The organism is Candidatus Streptomyces philanthi (assembly GCF_059553635.1).
Window position 1 is genome coordinate 1 of sequence record NZ_JCANQV010000037.1, and the last position, 20,970, is coordinate 20,970.

The window sequence follows — 20,970 nt, forward strand, 5'->3', positions numbered from 1 at the left end:
GGTGCCGCCGCGGCCGGCCCCACTCCCGGGAAGGAAAGCCCGTGACCTGTGACCCCGCCGCCCCCGAGGCGCTGCGCGAGCGCGCCGCGACGGCGCTGCGCACCGCCCGCGACCGCACCCGGCTGCTGACCACCTGCGTCGAGGAGCCGGATCTGCTCGCCCAGCACTCCCCCCTGATGTCCCCTCTGGTGTGGGACCTGGCGCACATCGGCAACCAGGAGGAGCAGTGGCTGCTGCGCGCCGTCGGCGGGCACGACGCGCTGCGCCCGGACATCGACTCCGTCTACGACGCCTTCGCGCACCCGCGCGCCGACCGTCCCTCGCTGCCGCTGCTGGGCCCCGCCGAGGCGCACGGCTACGTCAGCGAGGTCCGCGGCCGGGTGCTGGACGTACTGGAGCGCACCGTGCTGCACGGCACGCCGCTGCTCGACGCGGGCTTCGCGTTCGGCATGATCGCCCAGCACGAGCAGCAGCACGACGAGACGATGCTCATCACCCACCAGCTCCGCGAGGGCCCGGCCGCCCTCGCGGCGCCGGCGCCGCCGGTCACCTCCGACGGCATCCTGCCCTGTGAGGTCCTGGTCCCCGGCGGCCCGTTCACCATGGGCACCTCCACCGAGCCGTGGGCACTCGACAACGAGCGGCCCGCCCACCGCCGCATGGTCCACCCGTTCCTGATCGACACCGCGCCGGTGAGCAACGCCGCCTATCAGCGGTTCATCGAGGACGGCGGCTACGACGAGGAACGCTGGTGGGCGCCCGGGGGCTGGGACCTCGTCCGCCGTGAGGGGCTGTGCGCGCCGCTGTTCTGGCGCCGTGAGGGCTCCGGCTGGCTGCGCCGCCGGTTCGGGGTGACCGAGCCGGTGCCGCCGGACGAGCCGGTGCTGCACGTCAGCTGGTACGAGGCCGACGCCTACGCGCGCTGGGCGGGGCGGCGGCTGCCGACCGAGGCGGAGTGGGAGAAGGCCGCCCGCCACGACCCGGACTCCCGGCGGTCGACGCGCTACCCCTGGGGCGACGAGGACCCGACGGCCGCGCACGCCAACCTGGGGCAGCGGCATCTCCAGCCCGCCCTGGTCGGCAGCTATCCGGAGGGCCGGTCGCCGCTGGGCGTGGGGCAGTTGATCGGTGATGTGTGGGAGTGGACGGCGAGCGACTTCCTGCCGTACCCGGGGTTCGCCGCCTTCCCCTACCGGGAGTACTCGGAGGTGTTCTTCGGGGACCGGTACAAGGTGCTGCGCGGCGGGTCGTTCGCCGTCGACCCGGTGGTCTGCCGGGGCACCTTCCGCAACTGGGACCTGCCGGTCCGCCGGCAGATCTTCTCCGGGTTCCGCACCGCCCGCGACGCCGGCTGCGCGGTGGACGCATGAGGCGGGGAGGTGCCCGGCGCTGATGTGCCGACACATCGCGTATGTGGGTCCGGCGATCCCTTTCGGACAGGTGGTGCTGGAGCCGCCGCAGGGTCTGTACCGGCAGTCATGGGCGCCGCGCCGCCAGCGGCACGGCACGGTCAACGCGGACGGTTTCGGCGTCGGCTGGTACGCGCCGGGCGATCCGGTGCCCGCGCGCTACCGCCGGGCCGGTCCGATCTGGGCCGACGAGTGCCTGCCCGGCCTGGCCCGGGTGATCCGTACCGGCGCGCTGCTGGCGGCGGTGCGCGACGCCACGGCGGGCGGGGCGGACCCGGAGGCCGCGGCCGCGCCGTACCTCGCCGACCGGTACCTGTTCAGCCACAACGGGGCGGTGACCGGCTGGCCCGGCTCCCTGGACGCGCTGGCCGGCACACTGCCGCCCGGGGATCTGCTGCGTCTGGAGGCCCGCTGCGACGCGGCGTTCTGCTGGGCGCTGGTACGGCACCGGATGGCGCTCGGCGACGACGCGGGGACGGCGCTGGCGGGTGTGGTCGCCGCGGTGGCCGCCGCCGCGCCCGGTTCCCGGCTGACGTTCCTGATGACGGACGGCACGACCGTCACCGGCACCACCTGGGGCGACACCCTCTTCCATCTGGCCATCCCCGGCGGCGGCACGGTCGTCGCCTCCGAGCCCTACGACGACTCCCCCCACTGGACGGAGGTACCCGACCGCACGCTGGTGCGCGCGACATGTACCGGCGTCCGTCTCACCCCTCTTGAGGAGCCCGCACCGTGAGCCCGTTCACCCTCACCCGTACCCTGCCCCCCGACGCCACCGCCGCGGCCCTGCGCGCCGATGTGACCCGGGGGCTCACCGCCACGCCCAAGACGCTGCCGCCGAAGTGGTTCTACGACGCCCGCGGCAGCGAGCTGTTCGAGCGGATCACCCGGCTCCCGGCGTACTACCCGACCCGCGCCGAGCGGGAGATCCTGCTCGCCCGCGCCCCGGTCATCGCCTCCGCCACCGGGGCCCGCACCCTGATCGAGCTGGGGTCCGGGTCGTCGGAGAAGACCCGTCATCTGCTGTCCGCCCTGACGGGGCTGCGCGCCTATGTGCCCGTCGACGTCAGCGCTTCGGCGCTGGAGAACGCCGGGCGGGCACTGCTCGCGGACCATCCCGGCCTCGCCGTGCACGCCCTCGTCGCCGACTTCGAGCACGGTATCGACCTGCCGCCGGTCCCGGGGCCCCGGCTGCTGGCGTTCCTCGGCGGCACCATCGGCAATCTGCTGCCCGCCGAGCGGGCCGCGTTCCTCCGGTCGGTCCACGCGCTGCTGTCCCCGGGGGACGCGCTGCTGCTCGGTACCGATCTGGTCAAGGACGAGGCGACGCTGGTCGCCGCGTACGACGACCCTCAGGGCGTGACCGCCGCTTTCAACAAGAACGTCCTGCTGGTGGTCAACCGCGAGCTGGGCGCCGACTTCGATCCGGATCTCTTCGACCATGTCGCGTTGTGGGACGCGCGGCGGGAGTGGATCGAGATGCGGCTGCGGGCCCGCGCGGAACTGACCGTGAAGGTCCCCTCGCTCGACCTGGTGGTCCCGTTCGCGGCGGGCGAGGAGCTGCGCACCGAGGTCTCCGCCAAGTTCCGCGAGGACGGCATACGGGACGAACTGCGCGCCGCCGGGCTCGCATTGCGCCACTGGTGGACGGACGAGCGGGGCCGCTTCGCCCTCTCGCTCGCCGTCCGTCCCTGACCCCTCGTCCCGCCCCGTAGCGGCACCGGGCCGGCACGCGCCCGGTGCCGCGCCCGCGCCACGTGTGGTTCCATGCCGCGAACGCGTGTACGCATCCCGTACACGCCGGGGAGACCGCCGCGGGCGGCGACGACGAGGGGCAGGGGTATGGCGCTGGACCGGCGCGGATTTCTCAGAGGGGCGGCCGGACTGTCGGCCGCCGGGCTGCTGGCGGCGGCGGGCGGCGGGACGGCACTGGCCGCGCCCCGTACCCTCACCGGCCAGGACTGGATGGCGGGCATCGGCGACGCCACCCCGCTCGGGCGGCTGACGATCCCGGGCACCCATGACTCCGGCGCCCGGTTCGGCGGCCCCTGGGTCGCCTGCCAGAACACCCTGGTCGACGCCCAGCTCACCAGCGGCATCCGCTTCCTCGACGTACGCTGCCGGGCCATCGACGGGGTCTTCGCCATCCACCACGGCGCCTTCTACCAGCAGCTGATGTTCGGCGATGTGCTCAACGCCTGCCGGGCGTTCCTGCGGGCGCACCCGTCCGAGACGGTGCTGATGCGCGTCAAGCAGGAGTACTCGGAGGTCTCCGCCGAGGAGTTCCGCCGCATCTTCGACGTCTACCTCGACGACAAGGGGTACCGGTCGCTGTTCCGGCTGGAGGACACCCTGCCCACACTGGGCGAGGCGCGCGGCAAGGTCGTCCTGCTCGCCGACGGCGACAACCTGCCGGGTGTGCGGTACGCCGATCCGCGGCTGTTCGACATCCAGGACGCCTATATGACCGAGCCGTTCGGGAAGTGGCCGAAGATCGAGGCCCAGTTCCGCAAGGCGGTCGCCGAGCCCGGCAAGCTGTACGTCAACTTCGTCAGCACCGCGGCGCTGCTCCCGCCCCGCTCCAACGCCGACCGCCTCAACCCGCAGGTCAAGAGCCTGCTGGAGAGTCCGGGTGCGAGCGGCTGGACGGGCCTGGGCATCGTCCCCATGGACTTCCCCAATGAATTCGGCCTGGCCGAGGCCCTGATCCGGCACAACGCTCCGCTGGCGAGCGGCCGCTTCCGTCTCGCGGTGGCGGCATGAGCGGGCCCTTGGCGCGCGACGCCGGTGCGCGGGGCCGCGCGGCCCTGCCGCTCGCGGCGACCGTGCTGACCGGAACGGTGGCGCTGTATCTCGCACTGGTCGCCTTCGGCAACATCACCGACTTCGGCACCAACCAGCAGTTCGTCCGCCATGTCCTGGCCATGGACACCACGTTCCGGGACGAGGACCTGATGTGGCGGGCCGTCACCTCGCGTCCGCTCCAGGACGCGGCCTATGTGGCGATCATCGTGTGGGAGACGGCGGGCGCGCTGGTGCTGCTCGCGGCGACCGCGCTGTGGTGCGCGGGGCTGCGCACCGGCCGGTTCGTACGGGCCCGGTGGCTGTCCACGGTGGGGCTGCTGATGGTGGTGCTGCTGTTCGGCGCGGGTTTCCTCGCCATCGGCGGCGAGTGGTTCGCGATGTGGCAGTCCAAGAGCTGGAACGGCCTGGACGCGGCGACCAGGAACGTCACCGTCGCGGTGCTCGCCCTCGTCGTCGTCCATCTGCCGGGGGCGGCGCCCGGACCGGCGGAGGGCCGGGACGGCTGACCGGCCGCAGCGGTGAGGGCGGGGACGACCGGTGACCGTCCCCGCCCTCACCGCTTTCCGTCTTCTCCGCCCATCAGCCGGCCGCGTACACGTCCTCGATGTAGCGGCCCGCGGCGGTCAGTTCGCGCAGCCATGCCTCGGACTCCTGCTCCGAGGCGCCGGTGCGGGAGGCGTACACGGCGCGGAACGCGTCGCGGACGCCGGGCGCCATCCGGCTGCCGTCGCCGCAGACGTACACCCGCGCCCCGTCCTCCAGCAGCCGGCCCACCTCGTCGGCCTCGGCGGCGATGCGGTGCTGGACGAAGCGCAGGCCCCGCTCGGGGCGGGCACTGAACACCGGGCGCACCGAGACGGCTCCGGCCGCTTCGGCGGCGGCGAACTCCCCGGCGTGCAGGAAGTCGGCGTCGGGGTCGTCGCAGCCGAAGTAGAGGCGGGCGGGGGCGGTCTGCCCCGCGGCCACCCGGTCGGCGACCGCGCCCCGGAACGGCGCGAGGCCGGTGCCGGCCGCGACCATGATGACCGGAGTGGGGTCCTCGGGGTCGAGGCGGAACGCCTCCCGGCAGGGCTGCACCCGGGCGAGGACGGTGTCCCCGGGCCGCAGGGCGTGCAGATGGGCCGATCCGGTGCCGCCGGGCAGCAGCGAGACCATCAGGTCCGCGTGGCGGGGGCCGGTGGCGGGCGAGGACGACACGGAGTAGTGGCGGGGGCGCATCGGCGGCAGCAGGTCCAGGACCACCGGCCAGGGCAGCGCGCCGCGCAGGGCCGGGTGGTCCTCGACAAGGTCGACGAGGGTGCGCGGGTCGTCGTCGGGGAGGTTCTCCAGCGCGGCGCGTTCGGGCGGGCAGGGGTGGTGGGCGGCGAGCACGGCCCGGTCGGCGGGGGTCGCACGGGCGCCGAGTTCCAGGTGGCGGGTGAGGAGTTGGCGCACCGTCAGCGGGCGGTCGACGGGCAGGGCGTCGCGGGCGGGCCGCCCGGTGTGGAGGGCCAGGACGGTGTCCGGGTCGGCGCCGAGGGCGCGGGCGGCGCGGTCGACGGCGGCCGGGGAGTTGGCGGGGAGCACCGCGAGATGGTCGGCGGTGCGGTAGCCGACACCGTCCGGCAGGGCGATCCGCAGGAACCGCTTGGGGCGCGGCCGTCCGGGCGCCGTCAGGTCGTACGCCTCGGTGACGGTCATCGGGACGAGGTCGTGGCGGGCGGCGAGCGCGTCGAGGGGGCCGCCGGAGATCTCGGTGACGGTGTAGGCGGTGGCGGCGGGGGCGGTGGCGCGCGCGCCGGCGGTGGCGGGATCGCCGTAGCGGGTCAGCAGGACGGTACGGAGCGCGGCGGCGAACTCCCGTACGGTGCCCGCCAGATCGCCGGAGGCGTCGGCCTCGGCGCGCGGCAGCAGGCGTTCGCCGCCGAGGGCCGCGAGCCGTTCGTCGATGAGGGTGGGGACGTGCTGGTAGGTCGCGGCCCAGTTGCGGTCGCCGACGCCGAGGACGGCGAACGGCACATCGGTCGCGAAGCCGTCGGGCGCGGTGGTGAGGGCGCGGACGAACGCGGCGGCGTCGTCGGTGGGCTGCCCGTTGTAGGAGGCGGCGACGATCACGGTGGGCCGGTCGTCGGGCAGTCCTCCGGCGTGGGCGTCGAGCGGGGCGGCCGTGGCCTCGAAGCCGAGGTCGGCGGCCTCGCCGGCCAGGCGTTCGGCGAAGGCGCGGCAGGTGCCGTAGTTGGAGCCGTGCAGCACCAGCAGGCCGGTGCCGGGGCGGGCCCGGGTGGGCAGGCCGTCCGCGGTCTCCTCGCCGCCGGGGCCGGTGGTGGGGGTGCCGGGGAGGACGGCCAGCGCGGCGCGGTTCGCGGCACGGTCCTCGGGGGTGCGCGGCCGCGGGACGAGGGTGAAACCGTCCGGCTTGAGGGTCAGTGTCTCCTTGACGCGCAGGGTGTAGCCGGTGGGGTCGGTCAGCCGGTAGCGGTGCACCAGCAGGCCGAGCAGCATGGTCGCCTCGTGCAGCGCGAACTGCCGGCCGATGCAGGCGCGTTCGCCGGTGCCGAACGGCTTGTACGCGTGCGGGGAGCGGGCCGCCTCGGCCTCCGGGGTGAAGCGGGAGGGGTCGAACAGGTCGGGGTTGTCGCCCCAGCACGGGTCGCGGTGCAGCATCGGGGTGAGCACGGTGAGCAGTTGCCCGGCGCGTACCGGGTAGCGGCCGCCGAGCAGGGTGTCGCGCCGTGCCCGGCGGGTGAACGCGGCGGCGGTGGGCCACAGGCGCAGGGACTCGTTGAGCACCTGCCGGATGAAAGGGAGCCGGGCGATGTCGTCGAACGACGGGTCGGGGTCCGGGTCGTCGCCCCACAGCGCGTCCGCCTCCCGCTGCGCGAGGCGGAGCGCGACGGGGTCCTTGAGGAGGTGGTAGAGGGCGAAGGACAGGGCGCCGGAGGTGGTTTCGTGCCCGGCGATGAGGAAGGTGATGACCTGGTTGCGGATGTTGGCGGGGTCGAGGACGGGGCCGTCGCCGTCGGTGGCGGCGAGCATCAGGCCGAGCAGGTCGTCGTCGATGTGCTCCCCGCTCGCGGTCCTGGCGGAGATCACCTCGTCGACGACGGAGGCCAGATGGGCGGAGTCGGCGCGGAACGCGGCGTCCTCGGCGGTGTGGTCGCTGCCCGGCTCGCGGGCGAAGCGCTTCATGCTCCATTCGAGGCAGCGCACCATCGACGCCACGAACGGGTGCGGGGTGTCGCGGGTGAACGACCCGAAGTCGAAGCCGAATCCGGCGAGGCCGATGGTGTCCAGCGTCATCCGCGTCATGTCCTCGGGGACGTCGGCGGCGCGGCCCTCGGCGGCCTTGCGGTCCCAACTGGCCAGCACCCGGCGGGCGACCTTGAGCATCGCGGGGTGGTAGGTGCGCATCGAGCCCAGCGCGAAGGCCGGCATCAGCAGGTCGTGCGCCCTGGCCCAGTTGGGCTCCTCGTTGTACGCGGTGAACAGGCCGTCCCCGGCGAACTCCCGGACGTTCTCCAGCACCACCGACACGCCCTTGGCGAAGCGGTTCTCGTCGGCGATCTCGGTGACCAGGTCCAGTGAGCTGACGAGCAGGGTCTCGCGGTCGTGGAACCGGCGCAGGAACACCGGGCCGTGGACCCGCGCCAGTTCCATGGCCTGCTGGATGGGCGTGCCGGACAGGCCCGTCGCGGAGAGGTCGGCCACCGGGATGCCGTGGCCGTCGGCGCGTGGTCCGTCGGGGAGCGCGATGGTGTCGGTCATGTCTCCAGCGTGCGTGGCCCGGTGCGCCGCCCGGCGCCCGACGACTGCATGATTGTGCAGTCAAATGTCCCCGCCGGCCCTTGCGCACGGGCCGGACGGGGGCCGGGGCACGAGCTGCGAGGGGCACGATGGGCGAGGGGTCCGCCGGGGGGACGGCGAGCGGCGGGCGGGCGGGGCCCGCCGGGAGCGGTGCGACGGGTCTGCCGCGGGCGCCGTCCGCCCGGTCCTGGCACAACTACTTCCTCACCCTCCTCGACCGCATCCCCACCCCGATCGCGGTGTGCCGGGCGGACGGCGCGGTGATGATCGCCAATCCCGCGATGGCGGAGGAGTGGGGCACCGCCCCGGGCGGGCTGCGCGGCCGCAATCTGCTGGACCTGTTCCAGCCACTGGCCAAGGCCCAGCTGCACCGGCTGTCGGAGGCTCTGCGGCTGGGGCACCGGTCGCGCTACCCGGTGGCGGTGCGGTGGCGCCGCGCCACCGACGGGGCGGTACGGGAGGGGGAATTGACGATCGACCCGGTCGGCGACCCGCCGCAGCCGGTGCTGCTGGCCGTGCTGCGGGTACGCGAGACGCCCCCGCCGAAGACGCCGCCCGCGGTGGTCAGCCCGGTGGAGGCCCGCATCCTGGCGCTCGCCGCGGGCGGCGCCACCACGGCGTCGATCGGCTCCGCGCTGGGCCTGACGGTGGACGGCGTCAACTACCACCTGACGCGGCTCTCCCGCCGCTGGCGGGTCCAGGGCCGTACCGCCCTGGTCGCCATGGCGTACGTCCGCGGGGTGCTCGCCCCGGGAAGCTGGCCCCCGGCGGTCGTACCGGACCGGCCCTGACGGCATCGCCGCAGGCAGGACGGTGCTCCGCCCGTCCCCCGGGCGTCGCCCGGACGGGTGTACGGATAGCCTCGGCGGTGTGGAGCAGAACTCGCCCGCGCCCTTCGAGCGCGGTACGGACGGCCCGAAGGTCATCGTCGTCGGCATCGACGGATCCGACTCGTCCTGGCGCGCCGCCGCGTACGCGGCCGGACTTGCCCGGCGCCAGGGGGCGAAGCTCGTCCTGGTGTACGTCCAGCCGCTGCTGCCGGCCGGCGCGGCGATGGGGGCGCCGCTGATGGACGCCACGGACGAGGTGGCGGAGGAGCTGATGGCCGAGATCCGCAGGGCCACCGAGCGGCTGGCGGGGCTGTACGACCTGCGCTGGGAGTTCCACACCCTGCGCGGGGACCCCTACACGGGCATGGTGCGGATGGCGGACGACCTGCGGGCGGACGCGGTGGTGGTCGGCGCCTCGGAGTCGGCGGGGCACCGCATCATGGGCTCGGTCGCGGTCCGGTTGGTGAAGGCCGGGCGCTGGCCGGTCACCGTCGTGCCGTAGGGCCGCTCCTGCCCCGCGACGCCCGGCAGGCAGGGTCCGACGAAGGGACCTGCCGCCCGCCGCTCCGCTGGTGGGCCCGGCGGCCCTGGGGCACGGTGGTAGGGCACGGGCGGAGCGCCGCCCCGGCGAGGGAGGACACCGTGACCGAGCACACGTACCGGGTGACCGAGATCGTCGGCACGTCCCACGAGAGCCTGGACACCGCGATCCGCAACGGTGTGGCGCGCGCCTCGCGGACGCTGCGCCGCCTCGACTGGTTCGAGGTGGTCGAGATGCGCGGGCACATCGTCGACGGGGAGATCGAGCACTACCAGGTCGGGCTGAAGGTCGGGTTCCGGCTGGAGGACCCCTCCTGACCTGCGGGGCACGGGGTGCGGGCGGGAACCGGTACGGCTCAACGGCCGCAACGGCCTCATCTCGTACCAGGGAGTCGCCTTCCACCGGAGGCTTCTTGACGCCATGATGATCCGCCGGCGGACATCGACTGTGCGTTCGGAGGGATCAGCAATGGGGCTGCGTGCGGGACACGGCGTACTGCGCCGGAAACCGATCGACCACATCGAGGAGACCGAGGGCGGTGCGGAGCAGCGGCTGACACGGGTGCTGGGGCTGTGGCAGCTGACCGCCATCGGTGTCGGCGGCATCATCGGCGCGGGCATCTTCACCCTGGCGGGCACGGTCGCCAACGGGAAGGCGGGGCCCGCGGTCCTGGTGTCGTTCCTGATCGCGGGGGTGGCGAGCGCGGCGGCGGCGTTCTCGTACGCGGAGTTCGCCGGGCTGATCCCGAAGGCGGGGTCGGCCTACACCTACGGGTACGCGGTGCTGGGTGAGCTGGCGGGCTGGTTCATCGGCTGGGACCTGCTGCTGGAGTACACCGCGATCGTGGCGGTGGTCGCCATCGGCATCTCCGGCTACTTCAACTTCCTGCTGGGCGAGCTGGGCATCCCGCTGCCCACCTGGATGCTGGGCGCGCCGGGTACCGGGCCGGGGCACCGGATCGATCTGTTCGCGGCGGCGCTGTGCCTGCTGATCGCGTATCTGCTGACGCTGGGCATCAAGAACGCCGCGCGCTTCGAGACCATTGTGGTGGCACTGAAGGTGCTGGTGGTCCTGGTGGTGATCGGCGTCGGGTTCTTCCACATCAAGACCGGCAACTACCACCCGTTCTTCCCGTTCGGCGTCGGGGGCGCGATCACGGGCGCGGCCACCGTCTTCTTCGCGGTCTTCGGTTATGACGCGATGAGCACGGCGGCCGAGGAGTCACGGGACGCGCAGCGCCACATGCCGCGGGCGATCATCTACTCGCTGGTGATCTCGATGGTGCTGTACGTGCTGGCCTGCCTGGTGCTGACGGGGATGCAGAACTACCGGGACATCGACCCCAAGAGCGGTTTCTCCTCGGCGTTCAAGGCGGTGGGGCTGACGGGTCTCGCGGACGTCATCGCGGCCGGCGCGATCATCGGCATCCTCACGGTGATGTTCACGTTCATGCTCGGGGTGACCCGGGTGTGGTTCTCGATGAGCCGGGACGGGCTGCTGCCGAAGTGGTTCGCCAAGACCCATCCGACGCGGCACGTACCGACGCGGGTGACCTGGATCGTGGGGATCGCCTCGGCGGTGATCGCCGGGCTGCTGCCGATCGGGGAGGCCGCCGAGCTGACGAACATCGGCATCCTGCTGGCGTTCGTGGTGGTGTGCGTCGCGGTGATCGTGCTGCGCTACAAGCGCCCGGACCTGCCGCGGACGTTCCGTACGCCGGGGATGCCGGTGGTCCCGGCGATCGGTGTGGTGTTCTCGCTCTGGCTGGTCACGTTCCTGGAGTGGGAGACCTGGGTGCGGTTCGTGGTGTGGTTCCTGGTCGGTCTGGTCGTCTACTTCGGCTACTCCTACCGCCGGTCCGAGGTGGGCAAGGCGGAGCGGGCGCGGGCGGCCGGGGACGGGGACGGCGGGGCCTGAGCCCGTAGTGGCGGCCCGCCGGGCGCCGTGCCCGGCGGGCCGCCACCGGCCGTCAGAAGACGAACGGGCCGGGGCTCTGTGCCGAGGTGGCCTTGCAGGTGGCGGTGATACCGAACACCACGACCTTGAGCGAAGTGGCCGCCAGGCTGTCGCCCGAGGCGACGGTGCCCTTGAGGGGGCCGGTGGAGACGGCGCTGCCCGCCGGGATGGCGGGGTTGGAGGAGCCGGTGAACGTCGTGCTGCCGGAGCCGTTCTTGGTGAGGGTGAGGGTGGACGTGACGGAGTTGGCGCCGACGTCGAGGGGAGCGGTGATGGCCGAGGTCGAGAGGGTGATGGTGGCGCTGGTGCCGCTCTGGCTCGCGGTGAGGTTCGCCGTGCCCGAGCCGTAGGCGCCGCAGTCGAACGCGAGGGTGGCGCTCCGCGGGTTCACCGCGCCCGCCGCGGGGGCCAGCGCGAGGCTGCCCGCCGCGGCCAGCGCGACGCCGAGGGCCGTGCCGATGCCGAGCCTGCCGTGTCTCATGGACTACCGCCTTTGTGAGGGGAAGGTCCGTGGCGCACCGGTGGTCGGGGTCTCGTGCGGGGGCCGGTGCGCCACGGGGTTCCGTTCGGCTCCGTGCCGACCACGGGAACTGACGAATGGTCAGCAACCTGAGCGCCGCCCATTGAGACACGACGCGGCACAGAGGGGAAGGCGCACGCCCAAGATTTTTGACGTGTATACGTCAGATTTCCCCGGTGTTCCCGCGTCGGGCCAGATAGGGCGCGGTACGGCTCCCCCGCGCCGCCGCGACCTCGGCGGGGGTCCCCGCCGCCACGATCCGCCCGCCGTCCGCGCCCCCGCCCGGCCCCAGGTCGATCACATGGTCGGCCCCGGCCACCACGTCCATGTCGTGCTCGACGACCACGACGGTGTGCCCGGCGTCGACCAGACCGTGCAACTGCCGCAGCAGCACCTCGGTGTCGGCCGGGTGCAGCCCGGTGGTGGGCTCGTCGAGCAGATAGAGGGTGTGGCCGCGCCGGGTGCGCTGGAGTTCGGTGGCGAGCTTGATGCGCTGGGCCTCCCCGCCGGACAGCTCGGTCGCGGGCTGCCCGAGCCGCAGATAGCCCAGCCCGACGTCCCGGAGCGCGCGCAGGCTGCGGGCCGCGGCCGGTACGTCGGCGAGGAAGACGGCGGCCTCGTCGACGGTCATCGCGAGGACGTCCGCGATGGAGCGCCCGCGGTGGGTGATCCGCAGGGTGTCGGGGTGGTAGCGGGAGCCGTGGCAGGCGGTGCAGGGCGCGTACGTCCCGGGCAGGAAGAGGAGTTCGACGGCGACGAAGCCCTCTCCCTGGCAGGTCTCGCAGCGCCCGGAGGCGACGTTGAACGAGAACCGTCCGGCGGTGTAGCCGAGGGCGCGCGCCTCGTCGGTGGCGGCGAACAGCTTGCGCACCGCGTCGAAGAGACCGGTGTAGGTGGCGAGGTTGGAGCGCGGCGTGCGACCGATCGGCTTCTGGTCGACCCGCACCAGCCGGTCCACCGCCTCCAGCCCGTGCGCCGCGGCGAGGCGGGCCCGCTCCGTCGTCCCGGTGTCCGCCTCCCCCGCCTCCGGGGCACCGGCCGGCTCCGCCCCGCCGCCGAGCCGTTCGCGGACGGCGTCCGCGAGGACCCGGCTGACCAGGGTCGACTTGCCCGACCCCGAGACCCCGGTGACGGCGGTGAAGACACCGAGCGGGAAGACCGCGTCCAGGCCACGCAGATTGTGCAGGGTGATCCCGCGCAGGGACACCTCTCCGACGGGCGTCCGGGGCGTCCGCGCGGCCGGGGGTTCGGTGGCGAAGAGGAAGCGGCGGGTGGCGGATTCGGGGACGCGGGCGAGGGCGGCGACCGGGCCGCTGTGCAGCACCCGTCCGCCGTGCTCCCCCGCCCTCGGGCCCACGTCCACGATCCAGTCGGCGCGCCGCACCACGTCCATGTCGTGCTCGACGACGAACAGGGTGTTGCCTGCCTCCTTGAGCCGGCCCAGCACGGTGAGCAGGGCCTCGGTGTCGGCCGGGTGGAGCCCGGCGGAGGGCTCGTCCAGGACGTAGACGACGCCGAAGAGACCGGAGCGGAGCTGGGTGGCCAGGCGCAGCCGCTGGAGTTCCCCGGCGGAGAGGGTGGGCGCGGGCCGGTCCATGGCGAGGTATCCGAGGCCGAGTTCGGTGAGGACACCGATCCGGGCGACCAGGTCGCGGGCGAGGGCGGCCGCCACCTCCTCGTCCGGCCCCTCGGCTGCGGGCCGCAGCAGCGCGGCCAGGGCGCCGAGCGGCATTCCGGCGAGGGCGGCGATGTCGTGTCCGGCGAAGGTGACGGCCAGCGCCTCGGGCCGCAGCCGGCGGCCCTGGCACGCCGGGCAGGGTTCGGCGACCAGGAAGCCTCGGACGCGGGCGCGCAGGGTCTCGCTCCTGGAGTCGGCGAAGGTGTGCAGGACATAGCGGCGGGCGCTCATGTACTGGCCCTTGTAGGGGCGCTGGATGCGGCCGGCCTCGCGGACGGGGTGGACGGTGACGACGGGCTGTTCGTCGGTGAACAGGATCCAGTCGCGGGTCTCCTTCGGCAGCTCGCGCCAGGGCCGGTCGATGTCGTGGCCGAGGGCGGCGAGGATGTCGCGGAGGTTCTTGCCCTGCCAGGCTCCCGGCCAGGCGGCCACCGCGCCGTCCCGGATCGACAGGGACGGGTCCGGGACGAGGGAGTCCTCGGTGACGCGGTGGACACGGCCCAGACCGTGGCACTCGGGGCAGGCGCCGGCCGCGGTGTTGGGCGAGAAGGCGTCGGAGTCGAGCCGCGGTGCGCCCGGCGGGTAGTCCCCGGCGCGGGAGAACAGCATGCGCAGGGTGTTGGAGAGGGTGGTGACGGTGCCGACGGAGGAGCGGGAGGTGGGCGCGGAGCGCCGCTGTTCCAGGGCGACGGCGGGCGGCAGCCCGGTGATGTCCTCGACCTTGGGGGCGCCGACCTGGTGGATCAGCCGGCGGGCGTAGGGGGCGACCGACTCGAAGTAGCGGCGCTGCGCCTCGGCGTACAGGGTGCCGAAGGCCAGTGACGATTTGCCGGACCCGGACACCCCGGTGAACGCGACCAGCGCGTCCCTCGGGATGTCCACGTCGACGCCGCGGAGGTTGTGCTCACGGGCGCCGCGCACCCGTACGTACGAATCGGTCATCCCCCCATGATCCGGCACGGCGCGGCGGGTGCGGCGGCCCGCCCCGTCAGACGGCCTCGATGACCTCCCGGACCTTCTCGCGCGCCTCGTCCCAGGGGGCGGGCGCGGCGGCGAGGGCGCGCAGTTCCCGGACACGGCGGGGCGGGAGTCCGGCGGCCAGGACGCCGACGGCGTCGCCGCCGCGGCCGTAGAGCGCGACGAAGCGGCAGCCGTCCCGGTCCAGGACGGTGGTCTCGCTCCGGTCGGCGCCCGCCGTCAGCCCGTACGCCTGGAGCTTGACGTCGTACTGGTCGGACCAGAAGTACGGGACGGGCGCGAACGGGCTGCGTCCCTCCCCGGCGAGTTCGGCGAGGAGGTTGCGGGCGGCGGCCATGCCCTGCTCGGTGGCGTTCATCCGGTGCTCGAAGCGCAGGGGTGTGCCGTGGGCGGGATGGTCCCAGCGGGCCACGTCGCCCGCGGCGTAGACGCCGGGGGCCGCTGCGCAGTACGCGTCGCAGCGCAGTCCGTCGGTGGTGTCGAGGGCGGGCTCGCCGCGCAGCCAGCCGACGGCGGGTACGGAGCCGACGGCGAGCAGGGCGGTGTCGGCGGGCAGCACGCTCCCGTCGGCCAGCCGTACGCCGGTGAGCCGGCGGTCCGGTCCGTCCTCGGTGGTGAAGCCGTCGACGGCACCGGTCAGCAGCCGTACGCCGTGCCGCCGGTGCTCCTCGGCGAGCAGGGCGCCGACCTCGTCGCCGACCGTGCCGGCCATCGGCAGCGGGGTGCGTCCGACGAGGGTGACGTCGTGTCCGAGCCCCCGGGCCACGGCGGCCGCCTCGCAGCCGAGGACGCCGTTGCCGACGACGACCAGGCGGCGTCCGGGTGCGGCGAAGCGGGCGCGCAGGTCCAGGGCGTCGTCGAGGGTGCGCAGGGTCAGCACGCCGTCGATGCCCTCGGCGCCGGGCAGGGTGCGGGCCGCGACACCGGTGGCGATGATCACTCCGGCGCAGGCCAGGCGGCTGCCGTCGTCCAGGGTGAGGGTGCGGGTGGCGGCGTCCAGGCCGCTCGCGCGGGTGCCCAGCCGCAGGTCGAGGTCGAGCGGTGCGAGCTGGTCGGCGCTGCGCAGGTGGACCCGTTCGGGTTCCCAGCCGCCGTGCAGCAGTTGCTTGGACAGCGGCGGGCGGTCGTAGGGCGGGTGCGGTTCGTCGCCGACGAGGACGAGCGGGCCCTGCCAGCCGAAGCGGCGCAGTGCCTCGGCGGCGGCGAGTCCGGCGGCCGAGGCGCCGACGACGGCGAGGGGGCGGGCGCTCATTCGTGGACCTCGATGGCGGCGGCGGGGCAGACGACGGCGGCCTCGCGGACCGCGTCGTGCTGCCCGGCGGGCGGCTCGGCGTCCAGGAGGACGACCACGCCGTCCTCGTCACGCTGGTCGAAGACCTCGGGGGCGATCAGTACGCACTGGCCGGCGGCGCAGCACTTGTCGGCATCGATGGTGATCTTCATGGCAGGAGTCTCCTGGAGGGGGTGGGGGGTGGTCTGTGCCGTACGTCACCAGGTGACGGGCAGTGCGTGGCAGCCGTAGATCGACATATCGGTGCGGAACGGGATCTCGTCCAGCGGCACGGCGGGCCGCATCGCCGGGAAGCGGCGCAGCAGCGTCCCTAGGACGACCTGGAGTTCGACCCGGGCCAGGGCCTGGCCGAGGCACTGGTGGATGCCGTAGCCGAAGGCGACGTGGTGCTGGGCGTTGGGGCGGCACACGTCGAGGCGGTCGGCGTCGGGAAAGACGCTCTCGTCCCGGTTGGCGGAGGGGACGGCGACGACGACGCCCTCGCCGGCGCGGATCAGCTGCCCGCCGATCTCGGTGTCGGCGGTGGCGACCCGGCGGGGGCCGTTGCGGATGATGCTGTGGTAGCGCAGCAGTTCCTCGACGGCGCCGCGGATCAGGCCGGGGTCCTCGCGCAGCCGCCGGGCGACGTCCGGTTCGCGCATCAGGGTGAGCGCGCTGAGGCCGATCATGTTGGCGGTGGTCTCGTGCCCGGCGATCAGCAGCAGGGCGGCGAAGGCCGTCACGTCGTCGTGGGTGAGCGCCCCGGTCCGCTGCTGTTCGGTGATGAGCCGGCCGAGGATGTCGTCACCGGGGGCGGCCTCCTTGGCGGTGACCAACCGGTCGAGGTAGCCCCGCAGTTCGCGGCGCGCCGTCTCGCGTTCCGCCTCGGTGACGGTGCGGGAGAGGAGGGTGCCGGTCAGCCGCTGGAAGAGGGCGTGGTCGTCGTAGGGGACGCCGAGCAGCAGACTGATGACGAGGGAGGGGACGGGCAGTGCCAGGGCCTCGACGAGGTCCACTCCTCCTCTCTCGCGTCCTTCGGCGCGTTCCATGGCGTCGCAGAGTTCGTCGGTGAGGCGCTGGATCTCGGGGCGCAGCGCCTCGACGCGCTTGACCATGAACTCGCGGGTGACCATGCGGCGCAGCCGGGTGTGCTCGGGCGGGTCCCTGCGGATGAAGCCGCGGTACGGGCCCTGGGCGGGGCCGCCGGTCATCCCGCTGAGGGGGTAGCCGGGGACGGTGGTGTCGGAGCTGAACCGGGTGTCGCCGAGGATCGCGCGGATGTCGTCGTAGCGGGTGGCGAGCCAGGCCCGGCTGCCGTCCGGCAGGGAGATCTCGGAGAGCGGCCGGGAGGCGCGGAGTGCGGCGAAGGCGGCCGGGGGGTCGAAGGGGCAGCCCTCGGGGGGTTCGACGGGAAGGGGTGCCGGTGCGGCGGCGGAAAGTGTCATGTCGCTCCTCGGGCGCACGTCGGTGGGGGGTGCGCCATGCGTCGATCATTCGCCTAACAACTGTAAACTTACAACCGTAATGAACGGGTAAACCGGTGCCCGGAGGTGAGGAGAGAGGGTGCCGCGCGGGGGCGGCGAAGGGCGGGACGGCCTCTCGGCGCACGCCCCGCGGTACGGCGGACGGGCGTCAGCCCTGCCCGGCTTCCGGGTCCGCCGCGTCCTCCAGCATCAGCGTGAGGATCTCGTCGACGAACCGGTCGAGCCTGCCGGTGTCCTTGGGGTTCGGCATGACCTGCCAGAGCATGACCCGGCCGTGGACGGCGGACCACAGCATGTACGGGGCCTCGGACCGGGTGCCGCGCACCCGCCGTCCGGCCTTCTCGCACGCGGTGAGGGCGTCGTTCCAGTTGCGGACGACGAGACCCGCCGGGTGCCCGGCCAGCCGCTCGGGGGTGACCGGGGTCTGCCGGGTCTCGTAGAGCAGCCGGTAGGTGGCGGGGTGGGAGACCGCGTAGTGGCAGTAGGCGCGCAGTCCGGCGCGGAGCCGGGCCACCGGGTCGTCGGCGGGGGCGGCGGCGGCCGCCCCGCTCATCGCGCCCGCCAGCCGTTCGAAGCTGACCTCCAGGGTCGCCCAGACCAGTTCGGTCTTGTCGGCGAAGTGCCGGTAGATGCTGGGGGCGGCGACACCGGCCTCACGGGCGACGGCGCGCAGCGACAGCGCGTCCTCGCTGCCGACCTGCTCCAGCAGGCGTTCGGTGGCGCGCAGCAGCTCGTCCCGCAGCCGCTCGCCCTGTCCGCGGGGGTTCCTGGTCCGGACGGCCGCATTCTCGCTCACTGCCTTCCGGTCCCTTCCCGGCCGTGGTGCGGCCTCGTCGTACGTCGCGGTGCCCTCCGGCCGGCTGGCTCCGGAGCCCGTACCAGGGTGGCACATCGCGGCGACGGGACGTGCGCGTGTGCCGTGCGGGGCGCCGCCGGGCGTCCCGGGGCGGGTCAGCCGCCCATCGTCAGCCCGTCCTGGGCGGCGTGGCGGCCGAGGACCACCTTGCTGATCTCGTCGCGCGCCCTGGCCCGCGCGGCGAGGACCTTGAGCCGGGCGGCGCCGACGCCCTTGCCCGCCTTGGGGAGCGGGCCCATGCGGCCGAGGTCGACGGTGCGGACCGGGCGGGTCCGGGTGGCGAGCTGGGGCACGTACTCGGCCTTGGTGACCTGCCAGCGCTCCCCCACCCGCTCGGGCGGCGCGAACCGGAAGCGGGCGAGGGTGCCGCGGTCGCCGTCCGGTTTGCGGGTGGCGTCGGCGAGGAGGTCACCGAGGCCGTAGACGACCCAGGTGCCGTTGACCTTCTCGTACGGCTGGGGGGTATGGGTGTGGGTGCCCACGATGAGGTCGATGTCGGGGCGGCCGCCGGTCCGGGCCGCGGTGAGGTCGCGGGCGAGTTCGAGCTGGCGGGCGTCGGGCTCGGCCCGGCCCTCGGTCCCCCAGTGCACACTGACCACGACGACATCGGCGCCGGCCTCGCGGGCCGCGCGGGCGTCGGCGATGATCCGCCGCTCGTCGAGCAGGCTGACCGTCCAGGGGGCGACGGCGGGGCGGGTGGACTCCTTGATGCCGTAGGTGTAGGAGAGCTGGGCGACCCGGGCGCCGCCGACGGCGTGCAGCAGCTGGGTGCGGGAGCGTTCGGAGGCGCTGCGCGCCGAGCCGGAGTGCCGCAGCCCGACCGTCTCCAGCGCCTCCAGGGTGCGGCGCACCCCGGGGACCCCGCCGTCCAGGACGTGGTCGGAGGCGGTGGCGCAGGAGTCGAAGCCGGTGGCCTTGAGCGCGGTGGCGAGCTGGGGCGGGGCCTGGCGGCGCCGGCCCGCGGTGAAGGGCCCCTGGAGCGGCCCGAGCGGCGTCTCCAGGTGGCACAGGGAGAGGTCGGCGGAGTGGACGACGGGCTCGATGCCGCCGAACAGGGGCCGGAAGTCGTAGCCGGTGTCCCGTGCGTCGTTCTCCGCCGTGTCGAGGACCACCGGGGAGGACGCGGCGACGCCGCCGGCCGCGACGAGGGTGAAGGGCCCGGCGAGGGGCGCCTCGGGGACGGGGGCCCCGGCGTGGCCCCCGGGGAGGGGGGCGGGCGCGACGGGGTGGTGCGGGAGCCATCCGACCCCGCCCCGCCCGTCGAGGGTGGCGGGCCACTCGCCGCAGCCCGAGACCAGCGCGCCGACGAGGGCGAGCGCCGCGCAGCGCGTGACGGTACGGGCGGGGGTGCGGTCTCCGGGGGCCGCGGTCGTGCGGGGGCGGCGCGCGGTCACCGGGCGTGTGTGCGGGCTCATGATCCGACACATATCAGCTCGGATGATCGGAAAATGTCACTATCGGCCTGGTTTCTTCCGCTATCGCCCGGACGGCCGACAGCCCGCCGCGGGGCAGCCGTCGCCGCCGGGACCGGTGCCGGGGCGTGACGGCCGCACGGACGCGCCTGCGGATCGGCCGGTACACGCACCCGCCGGTGGCGGCCCGGCGCCCGAGGCCGAGAAGATCGAGCAACCGGTCCGCGCGGCGTGCGGCACCTCCAGCCCCCGGAAGGAGGCCGTACGCCGACGGCGCCCTCCCCCGGAGCCGTGCCGGCCCCCGGCCCCTCCTCCGAAAGGCGGTAACGACCATGCGCGCAGTCGTCATCGAGGAACCGGACAAGCTGTCGGTCACCACCGTCGACGACCCGGCCCCCGGCCCCGACGAGGTCGTCGTCAAGGTGGCCGCGTCCGGTCTGTGCGGCACCGATGTCCATATCCTGGCGGGCGAGTTCGGCCCGACCCGGTACCCGGTGATCCCGGGCCACGAGTTCGCCGGCGAGATCGTCGCCCTGGGGCGGGGGGTGACCGGATTCGCCGAGGGTGACGCCGTCGCCGCCGATCCGGCGCTCTACTGCGGCGCCTGCCACTTCTGCGCCCTCGGCCGCGGCAACCTCTGCGAGCGGTGGGGCACCCTCGGCATCACCGTGGACGGCGCCTGCGCCGAGTACGTCACGGTGCCGGTCCGCAATCTCCACCGGCTCCCGGGGACCGTCCGGCTGGAGCACGCACCGCTGATCGAGCCGCTGTCGACGGTCGTCCGCGGTTTCGACCTCGTCGCCCCGAAGCTCGGCGACCACTTCCTGGTCTACGGCGCGGGCACCATGGGTCTGCTCCATCTCCAGGTCGCCCGGCGCGCGGGCGCCGCGTCCGTCTCCGTCGTCGACCTCAACGAGGACCGTCTCGCCGTCGCCCGCGCACTCGGCGCGGACGCCGTCGCCACCTCCGCCGACGCCCTGACCGACGCCCACCCGCGCGGCTGGGAGGTCGTCACCGACTGCACCGGCAACGTCCGGGCCATCGAGGACGGGCTGACCCGGCCGATCCGCGGCGGCACGTTCCAGCAGTTCGGCTGCGCGCCCGACCAGGAGACGGCGCGGTTCTCGCCGTTCCGTGTCTACAACGACGAGATCCGCATCGTCGGCAGCATGGCCATCCTGCACAGCTACGGCCGGGCCGTGGAGCTGCTGGGCAAGGGCGTCATCGACTGCGACACGATGATCACCCACCGCTTCGCGCTCGACGACTACGCGACCGCCCTCACGACCTTCCGCGAGGGCACCGGCCTCAAGCTCCAGATCGTCCCGAACGGACCGGCGGCATGACCGCCGGCGAGGCCCCGGGCAACCGGGGGCCGGCCGTACCGCGAGAGGGGCCGTACCACCGGCGCCCGCTCCCGGCGCGCGGGACAGCGCGCGCTCCCC

18 protein-coding genes are annotated in these 20,970 nt (G+C 74.2%); 10 read left to right on the forward strand and 8 right to left on the reverse strand.

Annotation, left to right across the window (positions count from 1 at the left end):
- Nucleotides 1–41 precede the first annotated feature (41 nt).
- From egtB to AC51EU_RS07260, 5 genes are all read left to right on the forward strand, one after another.
- Nucleotides 42–1,370, forward strand: a complete 1,329-nt coding sequence (gene egtB, locus AC51EU_RS07240) for an ergothioneine biosynthesis protein EgtB (protein WP_496265839.1) — start codon at nucleotides 42–44, stop codon at nucleotides 1,368–1,370.
- Nucleotides 1,371–1,392: 22 nt separating this feature from the next.
- Complete coding sequence (gene egtC, locus AC51EU_RS07245; protein WP_496265840.1) at nucleotides 1,393–2,148, forward strand: ergothioneine biosynthesis protein EgtC; 756 nt, start codon at nucleotides 1,393–1,395, stop codon at nucleotides 2,146–2,148.
- Entirely contained in the window at nucleotides 2,145–3,107 is a 963-nt protein-coding gene (egtD, locus tag AC51EU_RS07250; protein WP_496265841.1) for an L-histidine N(alpha)-methyltransferase, read from the forward strand. Before egtC ends, egtD begins: the two co-directional genes overlap by 4 nt.
- 147 nt (nucleotides 3,108–3,254) lie before the next feature.
- Nucleotides 3,255–4,175 carry a phosphatidylinositol-specific phospholipase C gene (locus AC51EU_RS07255; RefSeq protein WP_496265842.1) on the forward strand — a complete coding sequence of 307 codons (921 nt, stop codon included), beginning with the start codon at nucleotides 3,255–3,257 and terminating at the stop codon, nucleotides 4,173–4,175.
- Nucleotides 4,172–4,723, forward strand: coding sequence for a DUF2165 domain-containing protein (locus tag AC51EU_RS07260; RefSeq protein ID WP_496265843.1), 552 nt, complete (start codon nucleotides 4,172–4,174; stop codon nucleotides 4,721–4,723). The genes AC51EU_RS07255 and AC51EU_RS07260 overlap by 4 nt, the downstream gene beginning before the upstream one ends.
- Before the next feature lie 73 nt (nucleotides 4,724–4,796).
- On the opposite strand, the gene AC51EU_RS07265 is transcribed toward AC51EU_RS07260, so the two are convergent.
- Entirely contained in the window at nucleotides 4,797–7,961 is a 3,165-nt protein-coding gene (locus tag AC51EU_RS07265) for a cytochrome P450 (protein WP_496265844.1), read from the reverse strand.
- Between the two features lie 128 nt (nucleotides 7,962–8,089).
- Between AC51EU_RS07265 and AC51EU_RS07270 the strand changes: the two genes are divergently transcribed.
- From AC51EU_RS07270 to AC51EU_RS07285, 4 genes are all read left to right on the forward strand, one after another.
- The gene (locus AC51EU_RS07270; protein ID WP_496265845.1) at nucleotides 8,090–8,791 is read left to right on the forward strand and encodes a PAS domain-containing protein; all 702 of its coding nucleotides are present in this window, start codon (nucleotides 8,090–8,092) and stop codon (nucleotides 8,789–8,791) included.
- Between the two features lie 79 nt (nucleotides 8,792–8,870).
- On the forward strand, nucleotides 8,871–9,332 hold the full coding sequence (locus AC51EU_RS07275) for a universal stress protein (protein ID WP_496265846.1): 462 nt from the start codon (nucleotides 8,871–8,873) through the stop codon (nucleotides 9,330–9,332).
- A 140-nt stretch (nucleotides 9,333–9,472) separates the two neighbouring features.
- Nucleotides 9,473–9,688 (forward strand): dodecin, encoded by a 216-nt coding sequence (locus AC51EU_RS07280; RefSeq protein ID WP_496265847.1) that lies wholly within the window; start codon nucleotides 9,473–9,475, stop codon nucleotides 9,686–9,688.
- A gap of 151 nt (nucleotides 9,689–9,839) precedes the next feature.
- Nucleotides 9,840–11,288, forward strand: a complete 1,449-nt coding sequence (locus tag AC51EU_RS07285; RefSeq protein ID WP_496265848.1) for an amino acid permease — start codon at nucleotides 9,840–9,842, stop codon at nucleotides 11,286–11,288.
- 52 nt (nucleotides 11,289–11,340) lie between these two features.
- Here AC51EU_RS07285 and AC51EU_RS07290 read toward each other — a convergent pair whose 3' ends face one another.
- From AC51EU_RS07290 to AC51EU_RS07320, 7 genes are all read right to left on the reverse strand, one after another.
- Nucleotides 11,341–11,808, reverse strand: a complete 468-nt coding sequence (locus tag AC51EU_RS07290; RefSeq protein ID WP_496265849.1) for a hypothetical protein — start codon at nucleotides 11,806–11,808, stop codon at nucleotides 11,341–11,343.
- Between the two features lie 202 nt (nucleotides 11,809–12,010).
- Nucleotides 12,011–14,467, reverse strand: a complete 2,457-nt coding sequence (gene uvrA, locus AC51EU_RS07295; protein WP_496265850.1) for an excinuclease ABC subunit UvrA — start codon at nucleotides 14,465–14,467, stop codon at nucleotides 12,011–12,013.
- A 46-nt stretch (nucleotides 14,468–14,513) separates the two neighbouring features.
- Nucleotides 14,514–15,755, reverse strand: a complete 1,242-nt coding sequence (locus tag AC51EU_RS07300) for an NAD(P)/FAD-dependent oxidoreductase (protein ID WP_496265851.1) — start codon at nucleotides 15,753–15,755, stop codon at nucleotides 14,514–14,516.
- Nucleotides 15,752–15,946, reverse strand: coding sequence for a ferredoxin (locus tag AC51EU_RS07305; RefSeq protein ID WP_496265852.1), 195 nt, complete (start codon nucleotides 15,944–15,946; stop codon nucleotides 15,752–15,754). The genes AC51EU_RS07300 and AC51EU_RS07305 overlap by 4 nt, the downstream gene beginning before the upstream one ends.
- A gap of 45 nt (nucleotides 15,947–15,991) precedes the next feature.
- Nucleotides 15,992–17,218 carry a cytochrome P450 gene (locus AC51EU_RS07310; RefSeq protein ID WP_496265853.1) on the reverse strand — a complete coding sequence of 409 codons (1,227 nt, stop codon included), beginning with the start codon at nucleotides 17,216–17,218 and terminating at the stop codon, nucleotides 15,992–15,994.
- Between the two features lie 187 nt (nucleotides 17,219–17,405).
- On the reverse strand, nucleotides 17,406–18,053 hold the full coding sequence (locus AC51EU_RS07315; protein WP_496265854.1) for a TetR/AcrR family transcriptional regulator: 648 nt from the start codon (nucleotides 18,051–18,053) through the stop codon (nucleotides 17,406–17,408).
- 155 nt (nucleotides 18,054–18,208) lie between these two features.
- Entirely contained in the window at nucleotides 18,209–19,528 is a 1,320-nt protein-coding gene (locus tag AC51EU_RS07320; RefSeq protein ID WP_496265855.1) for a CapA family protein, read from the reverse strand.
- Between the two features lie 329 nt (nucleotides 19,529–19,857).
- On the opposite strand from AC51EU_RS07320, the gene AC51EU_RS07325 reads away from it, so the two are divergent.
- Nucleotides 19,858–20,871: a zinc-dependent alcohol dehydrogenase family protein gene (locus tag AC51EU_RS07325; protein ID WP_496265856.1), complete on the forward strand. Its 1,014-nt coding sequence runs from the start codon at nucleotides 19,858–19,860 to the stop codon at nucleotides 20,869–20,871.
- Nucleotides 20,872–20,970: the final 99 nt, after the last annotated feature.

Bases quoted from the DNA above. Each gene is read 5' to 3' on its own strand.
- AC51EU_RS07260 (WP_496265843.1), top strand. From the start codon at position 4,172: ATGAGCGGGCCCTTGGCGCGCGACGCCGGTGCGCGGGGCCGCGCGGCC.
- uvrA (WP_496265850.1), bottom strand. From the start codon at position 14,467: ATGACCGATTCGTACGTACGGGTGCGCGGCGCCCGTGAGCACAACCTC.
- AC51EU_RS07285 (WP_496265848.1), top strand. From the start codon at position 9,840: ATGGGGCTGCGTGCGGGACACGGCGTACTGCGCCGGAAACCGATCGAC.
- AC51EU_RS07325 (WP_496265856.1), top strand. From the start codon at position 19,858: ATGCGCGCAGTCGTCATCGAGGAACCGGACAAGCTGTCGGTCACCACC.
- AC51EU_RS07300 (WP_496265851.1), bottom strand. From the start codon at position 15,755: ATGAGCGCCCGCCCCCTCGCCGTCGTCGGCGCCTCGGCCGCCGGACTC.
- AC51EU_RS07310 (WP_496265853.1), bottom strand. From the start codon at position 17,218: ATGACACTTTCCGCCGCCGCACCGGCACCCCTTCCCGTCGAACCCCCC.
- AC51EU_RS07290 (WP_496265849.1), bottom strand. From the start codon at position 11,808: ATGAGACACGGCAGGCTCGGCATCGGCACGGCCCTCGGCGTCGCGCTG.
- AC51EU_RS07305 (WP_496265852.1), bottom strand. From the start codon at position 15,946: ATGAAGATCACCATCGATGCCGACAAGTGCTGCGCCGCCGGCCAGTGC.
- AC51EU_RS07265 (WP_496265844.1), bottom strand. From the start codon at position 7,961: ATGACCGACACCATCGCGCTCCCCGACGGACCACGCGCCGACGGCCAC.
- AC51EU_RS07320 (WP_496265855.1), bottom strand. From the start codon at position 19,528: ATGAGCCCGCACACACGCCCGGTGACCGCGCGCCGCCCCCGCACGACC.
- AC51EU_RS07255 (WP_496265842.1), top strand. From the start codon at position 3,255: ATGGCGCTGGACCGGCGCGGATTTCTCAGAGGGGCGGCCGGACTGTCG.
- AC51EU_RS07270 (WP_496265845.1), top strand. From the start codon at position 8,090: ATGGGCGAGGGGTCCGCCGGGGGGACGGCGAGCGGCGGGCGGGCGGGG.
- egtC (WP_496265840.1), top strand. From the start codon at position 1,393: ATGTGCCGACACATCGCGTATGTGGGTCCGGCGATCCCTTTCGGACAG.